Genomic DNA, 15,900 nt, shown 5'->3' on the forward strand with positions numbered 1-15,900 from the left:
GCGTCGATGAGGGCGGAGGTGTTGTACAGGGCGGCGATCTGGGCCAGCAGGGCCTCCTGGCGGCTCGCGTCCACGGCCAGCCCGGTGTGCTCGACGGCCTGGTCCATGGCCTTGTCGAGCTTGCTCAGCGCGACGCGGACCTTCCGCTCGGACGCGCCTCCCTCGCGCAGCGCCTTGGCCCGCTTGGCGGCCAGCGCGACGCGGGTCAGCCTGCGGTGGGCGTCGACCTCGCTGGCCGTACGGTCGCTGACCTCGGCAAGGCCCATCCTGACCAGCAGCCGCTCGGGCGTCAGCCGCCAGTTGATGCGGCCGGTTCCGCGGATGCGGTGGCGCTCGATGGCCATGCCGCGCTCCCACAGCCAGGCGGCCACCAGCGGGGCGGCCAGCCGGAACAGCGCCTCGGGCACGCTGCGCGCGTCCATGCTGGACAGGACGGCGGTCAGGCAGGTCAGCGCCCACACGGCGATGCCGTCGATGCCGGCGCTGAAGTTCTCGCGCATGTTGCGGCGGGCGCGTACGGCCGAGGTGATGATCGCGACCTCGATGAACGCGAACAGCAGCAACCGCAGCGGCCCGTCGAGCCCCAGCACGTCGCCGGAGAAGCGCCACATGCCCTGCGCCGACACGCCGGTGGCGATGGACGCGGCCACGATGGTCAGCACGTCCTCGACGGGTCGCGGGGCCACGTATCGGGTGAACAACCAGGCGACCGCGCGCCAGACGACCCTGATGATCAGGAACGTCAGCGCGAGCGCGGCCAGGCCGAGCAGCGCGATGACAGCGGTGGCGAGCGGCTTCTCTGTGACGAAGGCTGTTATTTCCTCGAATGTCGGCATCAGTCACTATCCGTGGGGGCTCTGGCTCCGGCTCTACGCGACGAGATCATCGCAGAATGTCGCCATCTTGTACGCCAAACGGCATCTGCCGCCCCATTTTGCCCAGGTTTCACCCCAGTTCCCGGGCTTGATCGGCTCTGGAATCCGCAGGAGGACTGCCGTCAGCGCCCCGGCGGCCCTGTCCCACCGCCGTACGGACGATCCGTCCAGCCCAGGATCGCGTAACCCCGCGGTCACATAAGGTGCGCGCCTGAGGCGGCGGGCCGGTGCGCGGCCTGAGCCGTAGGGTGGGGGCGCACTCGGCCGGTCCGAGAGATAAATTCCTCCTTTCGGAGGGCAACAGCCGCCTTTCCGGATGGGACCATCTATGGAGGGGTTTATCCCGACATGGTGTGATGTATCCCAGCAGGACGGATATCGATGGCAGACAACGAGTTCCCTCTCGTCCAGTTCATGCGTGACGGGTTCGATCCCGTGGGCGAGCTCGGCCGCATCCGCGCCGAGCACCCCGTCTTCCCGATGGAGATCCCCGGCGGCCAGACCGTCTACCTGGTCACCCGCTGGGAGGACGTGCGCGGCGTCCTCGGCGACCACGAACGTTTCAGCAACGACTTCGCCGGTGTGATCGGGCTCGGATCCAACCAGGAGGACCCGGGCGGCCTCGGCTTCCGCGACCCGCCCGAGCACACCCGGCTGCGCAGGTTCCTGACGCCCGAGTTCACCGTGCGGCGGCTGCGCAGGCTGGAGCCGCGGATCGGGACCATGGTCGAGGAGGCCCTCGACCGCATCGAGGCCAAGGGCGCCGGGAGCATGCCGGTCGACCTGGTCGAGGAGTTCGCGCTGCCGATCCCGTCCCTCGTCGTGTGCGAGCTGCTCGGCGTCCCGTACGACGAGCGCGCCGACTTCGTCAAGCTCAGCAAGGACCGCTTCGACTTCACGGCCGGCCCCGAGGCGTCCCTGCAGGCGATCAACGACGCGATGACGTACCTCACGGACCTCGTGGCCAGGGAGCGGCAGGAGCCGGGCGAAGGGCTGCTCGGGCAGCTGCTGCGCGACCACGGCGACGAGCTCGACGACCGCACGCTCGCCAGCATGGCCGACGGCCTGCTGACCGGTGGCCACGACACCAGCACGAGCATGCTCGCGCTCGGCACGCTCTGGCTGCTGCGCAATCCCGAGCAGGCCGCCAAGGTGCGCGAGGTCGACGGCTACATCAACGACGTCGTCGAGGAGCTGCTGCGCTACATGACGGTCGTGCAGGTCGCCTTCCCGCGCTTCGCCCGCGACGACATGGAACTGCACGGCGTGCCGATCAAGAAGGGCGAGATGGTCCTCTGCTCGCTCACCGGCGCCAACCGCGATCCCAGCCTGGGCGACGACATGGACGTCGTCCGTCCCGGCCGCGACATCGCGGGCTCGCACATGGCGTTCGGCCACGGCATCCACCGCTGCATCGGCGCGCCGCTGGCCCAGATGGAGATGCGCATCGCCTTCCCCGCGCTGCTGCGCCGTTTCCCCGGCCTGCGGGTGGCGGGCGAGGTGCCGTTCAGGGAACTCGCCATCGTCTACGGCGTGAAAGAGCTACCCGTCGCCTGGTAGAGCGGTTACGTTCGCACTGTGAACGAGCGCAGCGCGTACGAGCCCGTCCTCGACCTGGCGGTGATCAGCGCCGTCGTGTTCGACACCGACGGCGTGGTGACCGACACCGCCAGGGGGCACGCGGCCGCCTGGAAGCACGTCTTCGACGCCTTCCTGCGTGGCCGCTCAGCGCCGTTCGACATCCGCGGCGACTACCTCCGCCACGTCGACGGGCGGCCGCGGCTCGACGGCATCCGCACCTTCCTGGCCGCGCGCGGCATCACGGTGCCCGAGGGCGCGCCGGACGACGAGCCCGGCGCCCCGACCGTGCACGGGCTCGGCCTGGCCAAGGACCGGGTCTTCATGGCCCAGGTGGACAAGTACGGCGTGGCCGCCTTCCCCTCCACGGTCGCGCTGCTGCACGAGCTGCGCCGGCGGGGAGCGCGTACGGCGGCCGTGTCGGCCAGCCTGCACGGCCGCAGGCTGGTGACCGCCGCGGGCGTCGCGCACCTGTTCGACCTGCTGGTGGACGGCAACGACGCGGCCCTGATGAACCTGCCGGGCAAACCCGATCCCGCCCTGTTCCTGGAGGCCGTGCGCCGCCTCGACCTGCCCGCCGCCAAGGCCGCGGTGGCCGAGTCCGCGCTGCCCGGCATCGAGGCGGGCAGGAAGGGCGGGTTCGGGCTGGTGATCGCCGTCGCCGGGGACGGCGGCGGCGCGGCCGAACTGCACGTGCACGGCGCCGAGATCGTGCTGGCCGACCTGGGCGAGCTGGCCGTGCGCGGCCGGGTGCTGCCGGTCCGGAGCTGACCTCCAGTATGTGACCTCCGTACGTGACCTCCGTACGTGACCTCCGTACGTGACCTCCGTACGTGACCTCCGTACGTGACCTCCGTACGCCGTGGTGGCGGGGCCTGGTGGCGGCCCGGCCGGGTCGCGCTCCTATCCTTGAGGCTCGTGACCGTCCTCATCGACCCGCCCAACTGGCCGGGACCCCGCGGCCTCATGTGGTCGCACCTGGTCAGCGACAGCTCCCTGAGCGAGCTGCACGACTTCGCGCTGCGGCTCGGGGTGCCGGAGCGGGCGTTCGACCGTGATCACTACGACGTGCCGGAGACCGTGCACGCCCGCGCGGTGTCGCTGGGCGCGCAGGCGGTCGGCTCACGAGAGCTGCTCCAGCGGCTCGTCGCCGCGGGTCTGCGCCGACGCAAGCGCCGCTAGCTCGGCGGCCAGGTTGGCGCGGGCGGCCTCCTCCCACCATGCGCGCGCCCTCGCCGTCCGGTAGAGGGACGGCCCGGCCAGCAGCCGGCGCAGCACCTCTGAGCGCCCCTCGGCGAACAGGTCGCCGGGCACGTGGGCGTACTCCTCGCGCACGGCCGCGGCGTAGCCGGCGTAGTCGGGGCCGCCGAGCACGGCGAGGTCGGCGTCGCACAGGACGGCGCCGTCGCGGTCGCCGGCGGCGAGCGTGTCGTGGGCGGCCGTCAGGCGCACCAGCCTGGCCACCTCGGCGACCCGGACGGCGGGCACGCCGCACCTGGGCAGCCTCGACTGCGCGAGCCAGGCGCTGCGCTCCTCGTCCCAGCCCGGCCTGCCGTCGTAGACGGCGTCGTGGAACCAGGCGGCCAACAGCACCGCATCGGGGTCGTCCGCCTCGCCGGCCAGCCGTCCGGCGGCGGCGAGCACGGCGGCCAGGTGGCCGAGGGTGTGGTAGCGGCGGTGCGGCTCCGACCAGCGGGCGACCAGCTCCGCTCCGGTGGCGAGGCTCGCGGCCGAGCGGCCCGCGAGCGCTGTCCAGTCGTCGATCACCGTCCCACCGTACGCGGATCGTCCCCATGTGTTTGGTAACGTCCTGCTCATCGACGCCACGCCGAAGCAACCTCGGCGCCTGCCCCGCTGGCGGGAGCTGCGCGCCGTCATGCCCGCGCGGCCCCGCTGGTCCCCGTCCCAGCGCGTCGCGGGCGCCGCCGACGTCGCCGACCTGCGGCTGATGGCCAGGCGGCGGGCTCCGCGGATGGTGTTCGACTACGTCGACGGCGCGGCCGAGGGCGAGCGGTCGATGGCCAGGGCCGTGGAGGCGTTCGAGCGGGTGGAGTTCAGTCCCCGCGTGCTGCGCGACGTCGCCGAGGCCCCGACCGCGGTCGAGATCCTGGGGCGGCGGATCGCGATGCCGGTCGTGCTCGGCCCCACCGGCTTCACCCGCATGATGCACCGCGAGGGCGAGCCGGCGGTGGCGCGGGCCGCCGAACACGCGGGCGTCCCCTACACCCTGTCCACCATGGGCACCACGACCGCCGGCGACGTGGCCACCACCGCCCCCGGCGGGTGGAACTGGTTCCAGCTGTACGTCGTCCGCGACCGGGCCCGCAACCTGGACGTCCTGTCCCTGGCGCGTGAGGCCGGCATGGACGTGCTCGTGGTGACCGTGGACGTGCCCGTGGCGGGGGCGCGGCTGCGCGACGTGCGCCACGGCCTGACCGTACCGCCGTCCCTGCGCTGGCGCAGCGTGCTGCAGGCGGTACGCCACCCGGCGTGGTGGTTCGACTTCCTCACCAGCGAGCCGCTCAGGTTCGCCACCGTGGACGGCGCTCCCGACGACCTGGCCGGCATCACGAACCTGATGTTCGACCCCTCGGTGACGGTCGACGACCTCGGCTGGATCCGATCGGCGTGGCAGGGAAAGCTGCTGGTCAAGGGGGTGCAGCGGGTCGACGACGCCAAGGAGTTGGCCGCGGTGGGGGTGGACGGGCTCGTCGTGTCCAACCACGGCGGGCGCCAGCTCGACCGCGCCCCCACGCCGCTGGAGCTGCTGCCCGAGGTGGTGGCCGCCGTCGGCGACCGCACCGAGGTCTTCCTCGACGGGGGCGTGCGCACGGGCGCGGACGTGGCCGCCGCGGTGGGGCTGGGCGCGAAGGCGTGCTTCATCGGCCGCGCCTACCTCTACGGTCTGATGGCGGGCGGCGAACCGGGCGTGCGCAGGGTGCTCGACCTGCTGCGAGCCGAGCTCGTACGCACTCTGCAGCTGCTGGGCGTCGGCGACGTCACCGAGCTGGGCCCCGACGCGGTCCGCCTGCGCTGAGCGGACGGACGAAAGTCCGTCATTCATCACCAGAAGGGTGCGTATTTCCCCACCACTGCCATCGCTCTGCACCTTCGCACGGGGCACCGCCCCGCGGAGAGGAGAGCGACATGGCGACCGGGGAATTCCACGTGATGAAAGTGCCGGCCGAGCAGCTGACCGGCGCTCTGCACGGTCAGGTTGTCGACCCGGGTGCGCAACCGACGAAGGTCGTGCGGCGCAGCGAGGGCTGGACCGTGGACGTGAGCTGGGAGGTCACCGGTGAGCTGGTCGACTGGCTGACGGGATGCTGGAAGCTGGAGATCATCGCCGACGGGGCGGGAGACGGCGGGTCACGGCATCCCTCCCCTCCCATGGAGCTGACCTTCACCCCTGGATCGGGCCGGTACACCGCCTCCGTCCCGATGCGCGGCCGGCTGAGCCCCGGCACCTATGACCTCGTGGTCAACCTCACCACGGCGACCGCCGCCGGCACCGCGGGGGCGCTCGGCGGATTCGTCGTCCTCAGCAAGATCGTCGTGCTGGACTAGAGTACGCCGTCCCGGAAGTGCCCCCGGGGCGGCGGATCGACGATTCGTCTGCAAGCCCGTCGCAAGCGGCGGCTCCTACGCTCCTGCCTGGCGGCCACGGGGCAGAGCCGGCCGCCGACCGTATCCGACGCCGCTGGAGCACGCTCCTAGAGGCGAGGGGACCAGCAACACGGGAGACCCCATGTCCGACACTCCGATGACCGCGGACGACGTGCTGCGCATCGCGGCCTACAAGGACCGGAGCCCGGCGCTCGAAGCGATGGTGATCGCCTACAGCTACCACCGGGTCGCCGGCGACCTGGCCGCGCACCTCGGCAAGGACGCCACCAACTGGTACTGCTACGCCACCTGGACGTCCAAGGCGGTCGGGGAGAGCCTCGACCTCGGCCCGGACTCCCCCTTCATCGCGGACGTGGGCCGCAAGCTGGGCGTGCCGCAGCGGTTCAAGCGGCTGTTCAGGGCGGCGCTGCTCACCCTGCTCGGCCCCAGCTACCAGCTCGGGCTGGCGCTGGCCAACCGGGCCATCTTCCTGGAGACGGCCAGCCTCGCGGTCAACCTGTGGAACGACACGCCCGACCGCTACCTCAGAGTGAGCCCCGGATCCGACCTGACGCCGACGCCGCCGCGGTTCCTGACCGACCTGCTCGCCGACGCCGACGAACGTTACCTGAAGGACGCCGCGCAGCTGCTCGCCGAGGCCCGCCAGGCGGGCGACCCGGCGGCCAGGGCCGAGCTGATGCTGGGCGCCAACATCGCGCTGTCCGCCTACGAGCAGGCCCGCGCGCAGAAGGCTCTGGAGCTCGTGCTCTACCGGCCGGTCAGGTGGCTGACGCGGGTGTCGTGGCGCTCGCTGCGCTCGCTGGTGACCCGGCGGCCCTTCCCCAGAATCCCGCTCTACAGCGCGCGGCACGAGGACCAGCCGTGGCTGACGCGCCTGCTGGAGTCGGCGTGGTCGTCCCTCTACACCCGCCACGTGTTCGCGGTGCGCACGCCTCTCAGCGACGTCAGGGTCGGCCGGCCGCTCACCGCGCCCGCCGGCGTCGACCTGGCCGAGGTGTGGGCGCCGATCCAGAACGAGAAGGTGCGCAAGCTGGCCGAGGAGTTCATCACCGAGGACCAGCAGGCGTCCATGGCGGGCGTCACCGACTGGGTGTCCTACCGCGACCGCATGCGCTTCATCGTCAGCTATTTCCGCGTGTACCAGAACGTCTCAGCGCTCTACGACGCCCCGTTCGCCAAGGAGATCGCCGAGGGGCTGGCGGAGGAGATGAAGCGCGGGCTGGTCCCCCAGGCGGTCAGCGGCATGTTCGCCGGCAACCCGGGGCTCGGCCGGCCGCGCAAGGTCTACCGCTACCCGTCGGAGACCGATCCCGACGCGTACGAGATGCAGCACTTCGACTTCGAGCCGTTCCTGGAGGCGATCCCGCTCGGCCCGGACACGAAGTGAGTCAGTCAAGGAAGTCGCGGGTGATCTCCCTGGCCTGGAGCAGCCCGCGCAACTTCGCGAAACAGCGGGCTCGGGTGGGCCCGATGCTCCCGACCGGCCTGCCCAGCCTGCGTGCCACGTCCACGTAGTGCGGCTCGGAGGTTTCCGTGAGCGCCCTGAACAGGACCCGCTGCGACGCCGGCAGCTCCTCGACCAGCTCGGCCAGCGTGCCCGCCAGCCAGATCCTGGCCAGTTCCCTGTCGACGTCGTCCGTGCTGCCGAGCGAGTCGAGGTCGGGCGTGCAGATCTCCTTCGTCCGCCTGGTGAGCTTGAGACACTCGCGGAAGGCGATGGTGGCCAGCCAGCCGGCCATCCGCTGGCCGTCGGTCACGCTCTTCAGGTTCTGCCAGGCCAGCAGCCAGGTGGTCTGGAGCACGTCCTGGGCGTCCTCGTGGCTCAGCCTGAACCTGCGGATGCGGGCTTTCAGCATGGGGCTGAACTCCTCCATCAGCTGTTCCCACGCCGCCGCGTCGCCTTCCCGCGCGGCCGACACCAGCGCCGCCGTACAGGGACGCTCGATGGTCTCCACGTGCATGTTCGTCGTCTCCCTGCCGGCCCGGGTACTCGGGGGGCCACTCCCGTCCGGCAGGTCCACGGTGCGCCGAGCGATCTGTCCGGTCTGTTCCGGACGGCACAGTACGACTGTGTTCCTCGTCACATTCCAGGGAACAGCGGCGGCTCCCTGTCCAGGCGCGGAATGCGGCCTAAAGTTCTTGCATGAAAGGGCGGCTCCCTCACGACGTCGAGGCGATCGCCGCCGTGCTGGCGGGGATCCCCTTGTTCCGCGTGCTCGGGGAGAGCGGCATCCGGAGCACGGCGGGGGCCGGGCTGGCGCGGAGATACCGCTCAGGGCAGATCATCTTCCACCAGGGGGATCCGGGAGAGTCCCTGTACGTCCTGCTGGACGGCCTGGTGAAGGTGGTGTTCACAACCGAGCACGGCGACGAGATCGTGCTCAACATGCTGGGCAGAGGCGAGACCTTCGGGGAGATGGCGCTGCTGGACGGCTCCCCGCGCTCGGCGTCGATCGTGACCGCGCGGGCGGCGTGGGTGTTCGCGCTGCCCAGGGCGCGGCTGCTGGAGCTGATGCGGGAACATCCGGGGCTGGCCGACGAGTTCCTGCGCATGCTCGGCCACATGGTGCGCAGGCTCACCGACCAGGCGGCCGACCTGGCCTTCCTCGATCTCGGCGGGCGGCTGGCGAAACTGCTGCTGCAACTGGCCGACAAACACGGACAGGCCGACGGCGTCGTGGAGTTGCCCGGCCTGACCCAGTCCGACCTGGCCGCGCTGATCGGCGCGTCGCGACCGGCGGTCAACCGGGCGCTGCAGTCGCTCGTGTCGCGCAACCTCATCGCCGTCCAAGGCCGGACCATCACGCTGCTGGATGTCGCCGCTCTGCGCAAACGGGGCGGCCTTTGACCGAATCTGGAGTACGCGGCACATGACCGAACAGGACGAGCGCTGGCCGGAGGAGCGGTTCCGGCAGCTGAGGCAGCAGGCGGACCCCGACATCGACAAGGTCGTCGCCGACTATCTCGCGGCCCGGCCGGAACTGGGCGGCCCGCTGGAACAGCTCAAGGCCGTGGTCGCCGAACTGGGGGAGGCCAAGCGCGCGGCGAGGGCGCCCTCGGGCGAGCCGCCCGCATCCGACATCTTCGACGCCATCGACTTCGCCATGGAGCTGCCCGACTGGGGCGACGACGCCGAGTTGCTGGCCAGGGGGCAGGCCGTGTTCGCCGACTACGGGCTCTACCAGTCGGCCGCGCTGTTCTGCAAGTGCCTGCCGATGGCGTACGTCGAGGTGTCCAGCGCCAAGGTGCTGGCCGGCGTCTCCAGGCTGGCCACGCACGGCCTCACCCGGCGGGTGGCGGAGACCGGGCAGATGCTGATCGACGTGATGGGGCTGCGGGCCACCGCCAGCCTGCGGCCGGGCGGCCCCGGGCACACCACGGCGATCGGGCTGCGCATCCTGCACTCGTTCGTGCGCGCCGTGGTCAACGAGCGCTACGCCGATCGCTGGGACACCACGCGCTACGGGCCCCCGGTCAACCAGGAGCTGCTGCTGGCCACCATCTTCGACTTCTCCGTGGTCACGTGGGAGGCGCTGGAGCGCATGGGCGTCGTACTGACCGAGGAGGAACGCGCCTCCCACCTGTACACGTGGAGCGTCGTCGGCCACCTCATGGGCGTCGAGGCCTGCCGTGACGCGCCGCTCACCCTCGCCGACGTCGAGCCGGTCAGCGAGCGGCTCGGCCGCCTCTTCGAGTCCAGCGACGAGGGCATCCGGCTGATGGCCACGCTGCTGGCGGAGATGGAGGAGTTCATGCCCCTGGGGTGGCGCAAGCTGCCGCGCAGCCTGGTGCACTGGGTCTTCCGCGACGCCGCCCACCGCGCCGACCAGGTGCCCGAGCTGCTCCAGGTGCCGAAGCCCGCATGGTGGTTCACCGCCCTGTTCGCTGCGGCGCGTTCGGCGCACCGCCACTCCTGGATGGCCGGGCCGGTCGACGGCGTGGCCCGCTGGCTGACGCGTAAGGCCGGGCGCCACATCGTCATCGCCCTGATCGACCGTCACTCCGGCGGGCCGGCGGCGTTCCAGATCCCCGCGGAGCTGGCCCGCGCCTGGCGGATCAGGCAGTCACGCCCCGCGGTGGCGACCCGCGCGCTCCGCCGTGACGTACGCGGCAGGCTGCGCGCGCCCGCGCGAACCCTCAGGAAGCGCACGCCGGCAGGGCCGGGCGCGTGACTCTCCCGCACGCGCCCGGCGCGCTCACCACCGCGACCATCCTGTTCACCGACGTGGTGAGCTCCACCGCCCTGCGCGTCAGGCTGGGCGAGGAGCGGGCCAACACCGTCTTCCGCCGGCTCTACCAGCTGTTGCAGTCCGTCGTGACCGCGGGCGGCGCGACGTTCACCAAGAGCCTGGGCGACGGGCTGATGGCGGTGTTCGACTCGGCCACGGCCGGGCTCGACGCGATCATCGCGGTGGAGCAGGCGGTCGCCGACGAGAACGAGCGTGCCCCCGACACGATCTCCATCCGGGCCGCGCTCGCCGCCGGCGACGTGTGCTGGGGGCGCGACGACGTCAGCGGTCTGCCCACGGTGGAGGCGGCCCGCCTGGTCGCGGTGGCCGAGGGCGGTCAGGTGCTCTGCACCGACCTGGTGCGCCGGCTGGCGCAGGGACGGGGCCGGCACGAGTTCAAGGACCTCGGCCGGCTGCCCGGCAAGGGGCTGCGGGAGCCGCTGCACACCTACGAGCTGCACTGGCAGAGCGCCGAGCACCACCAGGGCGGCGGGCTGGCGCCGTGGCTGGACGAGGGCCACGTGCTACCGTTCGTCGGCAGGGACGAGGAGCTGCGGGCGCTGGAGAGCGAGCTGGCGGCGGCCGAGTTCGGCAGCTCGCTGGTGATCCTGCAGGGCGAGCCGGGGGTCGGCAAGACGCGGCTGGCCTCCGAGGTCGCCAGGCGGGCGCTCAAGCGGCAGTTCACCGTGCTCGCGGGGCGGTGCACGGATCCGGCGCGGCAGGCGTACGAACCGATCGCCGGCGCGGTCGAGCGGCTGGCCCGCACCTCACCCGCGCTGCTGCTGCGGGCCGGGGTGGACCAGCAGTGCGGCCAGCTCGTCCGGCTCGCGCCGTCGCTGGCCGCGCCGCCGTTGTCGCTGGGGGTGCCGCCCGCCACCGAGCCCGTCTCCGAGCGCTACCACCTGATGGCCGCGGCCCGTACGCTGATCGAGCGCCTGGCCGCCGTGCGGCCGGTGCTGCTGGTGATCGACGACCTGCAGTGGGCGACGCTGGAGTCGCTGCAGATGCTCAACGCCCTCATGTGGGACGCCGACGCGCTGCCCCTGCTCGTGCTGGCCATGTCGCGGCCGTTGCCGGTCGAGTCGGCCATGCCGGAGCTGCACAGGGTGACGGCGGAGAGCCGGGTCATCCCGGTCCCAGCCTTCGGCCTCGACGAGGTCGGCCACGCGCTGACCCAGCTGCGCACGCGCGGCGACGCCGAGCAGCTGCACCGGATCACGGGCGGCAACGCGTTCCTCGTCAGCGAGGTGGTGCGGGAGCTGGCCGCGGGCAAGGACCTCGACGCGCTGGCCGTGCCCGACTCGGTCTCCAGGATGGTCGTGGCACGCCTGGCGCAGCTCCCTCCCAACGCGCGTGACCTGGTCAACCTGCTGGCCGTCGGCGAACGCATGGAGCCGGCCGAGCTGCGGACCGGGCTCGGCCTCGACGAGGCGCGGTTCGTGGCCGCCGTCGAGGAGGCGATGGGCGCGGGCCTGGTCAGCGTGTCCGACGACGGCTCCTGCCACTTCTCGCACGAGCTGACGAGGAACGCCCTCTACGGCAACCTGTCGGCGCCGCGCGCCGGGCTGCTGCACGGCCGGGTGGCCGACGCGCTGTCACGTACGGACCCGGACACCATGGAGTCCCGGCCGTACGTCGTGGCCGCCCACCTGCTGGCCGCCGCCGAGCACGGCCGCGACCCCGCCCGGGTGAGCGCGGCGGCCGAGGCCGCGGTGCGCGCGGCGCAGCACGCGCTGGCCGGGCTGGCCCACCGCGAGGCCGTCACCTGGTACCAGCGGGTGCTCGACCTGCTCGGCGACTTCCCCGGCACCACGCGGGAGCGGCGCGCGGAGCTGCTCATGGAGTGCGGCAGGGCGATGTGGCTGGCGGGCGACCCGGACGCCAGGCAGACCCTCGTACGCGCGGCCGACCTGGCCAGGGAGTGCGGCCGCGACGACCTGATCGTCATGGCGGCGCTCGGCGGCGACCGCGGCTTCTCCACCATCTCGGCGGCGCCCGACACCCAGCGCATCGCCCTGCTGACCGAGGCACGCCGGCTGGTCGACTCCACCGACATCAGCACCAGGGCGCTGCTGGCCGCCCAGCTCGCCTCGGAGCTGATCTGGGCGCCCGACGGCGAGCGGCGCTTCGCGCTGAGCGACGAGGCGGTGGCGCTGGCCCGCAAGTCCGGTGACCCGCGTACGCTCGCCGGCGTGCTGGGGCTGCGCAGCCTGACCATCATCCCCGCCGACCCGTTGCACCAGCGCCACCGCGACGGCGACGAGATGCTGGAGGCGGCCCGCAGGACGGGCGACGACCTCGCGCTGTTCCACGCGTACGTGCAGCGCACGCCCCCCGTGCTCGACAGCGGCGACGCGGTCAGGGCGGCCGACCTGCTCGACCAGGCCGACGAGCTGGCGCGGCGGCTGGCGCAACCGCAGCTCAACTGGATCATCGGCTACTCCAGGGCCGGGCTGACCCTCATGCAGGGCGACCTGGCGCAGGCCGAGGCCGAGGCGGAGTCCGCCATGCGGCTCGGTTCTGAGATCGGCCGCCGTCTGGAGGCCGTGGCCATCTACGCCGAGCAGATCGGCGAGATCCGGCGGCTGCAGGGGCGGCTGTGGGAGCTGGGCGAGCGGCTGCGGCGGGCCGCGCAGGCGCCGCGCGTCGACCCGGTGCACGCGGTGCTGCGGTTCCTGTGCGAGCTGGACGACGAGGGAGCCGCTCCGCTGCTCGACCGCATCCTGGCCGACCAGGGCGCCGAGCCGCCGCGCAACATGGCCTACCGGCCCGCACTCGACAACCTGGCCGTGGCCGCGTCCCGGCTGGGGCGGGCCGAGCTGGCCGGGCAGCTGTACGACGCGCTGGCCGCCGACGGGGAGACGTTCGGGCACGGCACGGTGGCGCACCACTGCGGCCACCACTACCTGGCGCACCTGCGCGTCGCCATGGGCGATCCGCGGCGGGCCGCCGAGCATTTCGAGGCGGCGGCCGAGGTGCACGAGCGGTGCGGGGTGCCGCTCATGCTCGCCGAGTCCCTGCTCGACTGGGCCGACCTGCTGGACGAGAGCGAGGCCATAGGGGAGGTACGCGGGCCGAAGCCGGCGGATCTGCGCGAGTGGTGCGGCTCGCTGCTGGCGGGTCGGGGAGCGCTCTTGCTGGAACGCCGGCTCGCCTGACCGCGACCGGCCGGGCGGTCGTGTGACGCCGGGGTCAGGCGGGCGGTCCTGGCTGGAGCGTGTGGCCCGCTTCGATGGCGTCGCGGACGCTCCGGGCCAGGGTCTCCTGCAGCGTGTCGCCCTGGTTCTCCAGCTCGCGCAGCCCTTCCGCGTCGTCGGTGTGGGCCAGCAGCGCCTGGTACTTGTGGTTGTTGCCCAGCGCGTCCATGGCCCGCAGGGCGGCGTCGGCCTCCTGGACGCGCCCGGCGTACCGCTCCAGTGACTCCACCCTGGCCGTCACCGACGCGACGGAGCGGCGCAGGGCCTCCTGCTGGGGTTCGAGCACGGCCAGGAGCTCGGGGGTGAGGCGCCCCTCGCGGGCCTGGTCCTGCTCCGCCTGCAGGTGCGTCTGCACCCGCAGGAGCATGGCGATCTCCCAGAGCTGCCGTGGTAGCAGGCTCTCGTTGGCCAGGTCGTCCAGCAGCCGCCGCCGCATGACCTGGGAGGTGTAGACGGACATGACGGCCGCTCTGGCCCGTTCCAGGAGGGCGCGTGACGGCGGCGACAGCTCGTCCACCACGACGAACCGGTCACGGTACGGCGAGCGCGCCGGTTTCCGTCCCAGCCTGGGGATGAAGCAGTCGATCACCGCCAGGCGCTCGACGTCGGTGAGTGCGGGGTCGGTGACGAGGTCGACGGTACGCCGGACGCGGTCACGCTCACGCGCCAGCCGCAGCCGCTCGCCGGCGTTGGCGGCCCGATGGGTCATGACGTCGTGCGCGACGACCAGTCCGCACAGGACGATGGGGGCCATCAGCAGGGCGAGGAGCAGGACACCTGATCCGAGGTTGACGTAGAGAACGAAGCCGACCACTGCGAGCGTCGCGCATCCGGCGGATGCCAGCGCGTACAAGGACCCCTTGGCCACACCGTCTCCCTAGCAGCGAGTTCCGAAGTGTCCTGAGAAACTCACAATAACCGCCCGATCGACGGAGATCATGAGATTTGGGGTGGCTCGTCAGCGGAGGTATGAGGCGCCGTTGAGGTCGAGCACCGCGCCGCTGGCCCACTCGGCGGACGGCGAGGCGAGATACACCACGGCCGCCGCGATCTCCTCCGGCCGCGCCACCCGCCCGAACGGGCTCTGCGATCTGATCGCGTCGCCGCGCGGCGCCTTGAGGTGCTCGTTCGTCATGTCGGTCTCCACGAACCCGGGCGCCACCGTGGCCACCGCGATGCCGCGCGAGGCGAGCGCGACGGCCAGGGACTGGCCGAGAGCGTTCAGCCCCGCCTTGCTCGCGCCGTAGGCCGGGCTGTCGGGCTCGCCGCGGAAGGCGCCGCGCGAGGAGACGTTGACGATCCTGCCGCCCGAGGGCATGTGCCGGACCGCGCACCAGGTGGCGTTGGCCGCGCCCGTCAGGTTGACGTCGAGCGTGCGCCGCCAGGCGTCCTGCCACTGCTCGTAGGACATCTCGGTGATGGGGTGGTGGAGGAAGAGCCCCGCGTTGTTGACCAGGATGTCGATGCCGCCGAGCACCCGCGCCGCCTCGTCGGCCATGCGCCGCACGCCGCCGGGGTCGGCCAGGTCGGCCTGGACGATCGTGTGCCCCTCGCCCGGCAGCTCCTCGACCAGGCTCTGGGCCTCCTTCGCGGAGTCGCGGTGGTGGATCGCGACCCGATCTCCCCGGGCGGCGAAGGCCGCCGCGATCGCGCGTCCGATGCCTCGCGACGCGCCGGTGACAAGAACTCCACGTCCGCTCATCCGCCGCACCCTAGCAGCACGCCCCGCGGGCGCCCCGGCCGGTTCCCCTGGAGCCCCTGTACCGGACTGTCAGCCCTGTCGGCGGGGGTCGCGGGCTGGCGGGACATTCGGAAGAAGGAGGATGCGAGTTCAGTCGCCGGCCGAATCGGTGGCGGACTCGGCGGCCTCGGCCAGCAGCCGGGAGAGGCCGTCCACCGTCGGGTTCTCCAGAATCGTGCGCACCGGTACGCGTAACCCCAGCTCTGTCCGCAACCGGGACGCCATCCGGACCGCGAGCATCGAATGCCCGCCCAGGGCGAAGAAGTCGTCGTGGGGGTCGATCCGCGGCACCTCGAAGAGCTCACACCAGACTGCGGCGACGACGCCGGCGGTTCCGGTTCGGGCGCCGTCGGACTCGTCCGCGGCGGTGGAGTTCTCGGCCCGCTCGGAGTACTCGCTCACTCGCCGGTCCTCCCCCCGGACCGTAGGTGTTGCAGCCGGTTGCGGCGGTCGCGCAGCCGCGCCGCACGCGCCCGGTCGGGCGGTTCGGCTCCCGCAAGTCCCGTCCCGGGGTCGCCGGCCAGGTGCCGCGCGAGCGCGGCGATCGTCGGGAACTCCAGCAGCGACACCAGCGACGTCTCCGTTCCGGTGCGAGCACCGATCAGGGTGTGTACGGCGGCGAGAGCGAAGGACGTGCCTCCGATGTCGAAGAA

General features: G+C 72.3%; 16 protein-coding genes. 9 read left to right on the forward strand and 7 right to left on the reverse strand.

Features of this window, described 5'->3' with window-relative positions; translation table 11 throughout:
- On the reverse strand, window positions 1-836 hold an 836-nt coding region (locus GUY59_RS41720; RefSeq protein ID WP_161714984.1), incomplete at its 3' end, for a hypothetical protein.
- A gap of 420 nt (window positions 837-1,256) precedes the next feature.
- On the opposite strand from GUY59_RS41720, the gene GUY59_RS41725 reads away from it, so the two are divergent.
- The 3 genes from GUY59_RS41725 to GUY59_RS41735 all read left to right on the forward strand — a co-directional run bounded on the left by GUY59_RS41725 (window position 1,257) and on the right by GUY59_RS41735 (window position 3,635).
- Window positions 1,257-2,435, forward strand: a complete 1,179-nt coding sequence (locus tag GUY59_RS41725; protein WP_171055387.1) for a cytochrome P450 — start codon at window positions 1,257-1,259, stop codon at window positions 2,433-2,435.
- An 18-nt stretch (window positions 2,436-2,453) separates the two neighbouring features.
- Complete coding sequence (locus GUY59_RS41730; protein WP_138200945.1) at window positions 2,454-3,224, forward strand: HAD family hydrolase; 771 nt, start codon at window positions 2,454-2,456, stop codon at window positions 3,222-3,224.
- Between the two features lie 147 nt (window positions 3,225-3,371).
- Complete coding sequence (locus GUY59_RS41735) at window positions 3,372-3,635, forward strand: DUF4031 domain-containing protein (RefSeq protein ID WP_132341970.1); 264 nt, start codon at window positions 3,372-3,374, stop codon at window positions 3,633-3,635.
- On the opposite strand, the gene GUY59_RS41740 is transcribed toward GUY59_RS41735, so the two are convergent.
- Window positions 3,576-4,220 carry an HD domain-containing protein gene (locus GUY59_RS41740; RefSeq protein ID WP_138200944.1) on the reverse strand — a complete coding sequence of 215 codons (645 nt, stop codon included), beginning with the start codon at window positions 4,218-4,220 and terminating at the stop codon, window positions 3,576-3,578. The two genes, GUY59_RS41735 and GUY59_RS41740, sit on opposite strands and share 60 nt — an antisense overlap.
- A gap of 28 nt (window positions 4,221-4,248) precedes the next feature.
- On the opposite strand from GUY59_RS41740, the gene GUY59_RS41745 reads away from it, so the two are divergent.
- From GUY59_RS41745 to GUY59_RS41755, 3 genes are all read left to right on the forward strand, one after another.
- Window positions 4,249-5,490, forward strand: coding sequence for an alpha-hydroxy acid oxidase (locus GUY59_RS41745; RefSeq protein ID WP_252374934.1), 1,242 nt, complete (start codon window positions 4,249-4,251; stop codon window positions 5,488-5,490).
- A 110-nt stretch (window positions 5,491-5,600) separates the two neighbouring features.
- Entirely contained in the window at window positions 5,601-6,020 is a 420-nt protein-coding gene (locus tag GUY59_RS41750) for a hypothetical protein (RefSeq protein ID WP_138200943.1), read from the forward strand.
- Window positions 6,021-6,201: 181 nt separating this feature from the next.
- Complete coding sequence (locus GUY59_RS41755; RefSeq protein ID WP_138200942.1) at window positions 6,202-7,467, forward strand: hypothetical protein; 1,266 nt, start codon at window positions 6,202-6,204, stop codon at window positions 7,465-7,467.
- A 1-nt stretch (window position 7,468) separates the two neighbouring features.
- On the opposite strand, the gene GUY59_RS41760 is transcribed toward GUY59_RS41755, so the two are convergent.
- Entirely contained in the window at window positions 7,469-8,041 is a 573-nt protein-coding gene (locus tag GUY59_RS41760; RefSeq protein WP_132338757.1) for an RNA polymerase sigma factor, read from the reverse strand.
- 182 nt (window positions 8,042-8,223) lie between these two features.
- Between GUY59_RS41760 and GUY59_RS41765 the strand changes: the two genes are divergently transcribed.
- The 3 genes from GUY59_RS41765 to GUY59_RS41775 are packed head-to-tail and all read left to right on the forward strand — an operon-like array spanning window position 8,224 to window position 13,467.
- Window positions 8,224-8,928, forward strand: a complete 705-nt coding sequence (locus GUY59_RS41765; protein WP_138200941.1) for a Crp/Fnr family transcriptional regulator — start codon at window positions 8,224-8,226, stop codon at window positions 8,926-8,928.
- Window positions 8,929-8,950: 22 nt separating this feature from the next.
- Window positions 8,951-10,252, forward strand: a complete 1,302-nt coding sequence (locus GUY59_RS41770; protein WP_161714985.1) for an oxygenase MpaB family protein — start codon at window positions 8,951-8,953, stop codon at window positions 10,250-10,252.
- Window positions 10,249-13,467: an ATP-binding protein gene (locus GUY59_RS41775; RefSeq protein WP_138200939.1), complete on the forward strand. Its 3,219-nt coding sequence runs from the start codon at window positions 10,249-10,251 to the stop codon at window positions 13,465-13,467. The genes GUY59_RS41770 and GUY59_RS41775 overlap by 4 nt, the downstream gene beginning before the upstream one ends.
- Window positions 13,468-13,501: 34 nt before the next feature.
- Here the strand turns inward: GUY59_RS41775 and GUY59_RS41780 are convergent, their stop codons facing one another.
- The 4 genes from GUY59_RS41780 to GUY59_RS41795 form a co-directional block, all read right to left on the reverse strand.
- On the reverse strand, window positions 13,502-14,374 hold the full coding sequence (locus GUY59_RS41780; RefSeq protein ID WP_132338765.1) for a hypothetical protein: 873 nt from the start codon (window positions 14,372-14,374) through the stop codon (window positions 13,502-13,504).
- Between the two features lie 90 nt (window positions 14,375-14,464).
- Complete coding sequence (locus GUY59_RS41785) at window positions 14,465-15,208, reverse strand: SDR family NAD(P)-dependent oxidoreductase (protein ID WP_138200938.1); 744 nt, start codon at window positions 15,206-15,208, stop codon at window positions 14,465-14,467.
- A 129-nt stretch (window positions 15,209-15,337) separates the two neighbouring features.
- On the reverse strand, window positions 15,338-15,649 hold the full coding sequence (locus tag GUY59_RS49530; protein ID WP_138200937.1) for a phosphopantetheine-binding protein: 312 nt from the start codon (window positions 15,647-15,649) through the stop codon (window positions 15,338-15,340).
- Window positions 15,646-15,900: acyl carrier protein (locus GUY59_RS41795; RefSeq protein WP_161714986.1), on the reverse strand; the 255-nt coding region annotated here is incomplete at its 5' end. The genes GUY59_RS49530 and GUY59_RS41795, both read right to left, overlap by 4 nt.

It is taken from the genome of Nonomuraea sp. K271 (assembly GCF_009908215.1).
In the GTDB taxonomy this organism is placed as follows: Bacteria; Actinomycetota; Actinomycetes; order Streptosporangiales; family Streptosporangiaceae; genus Nonomuraea; species Nonomuraea longispora.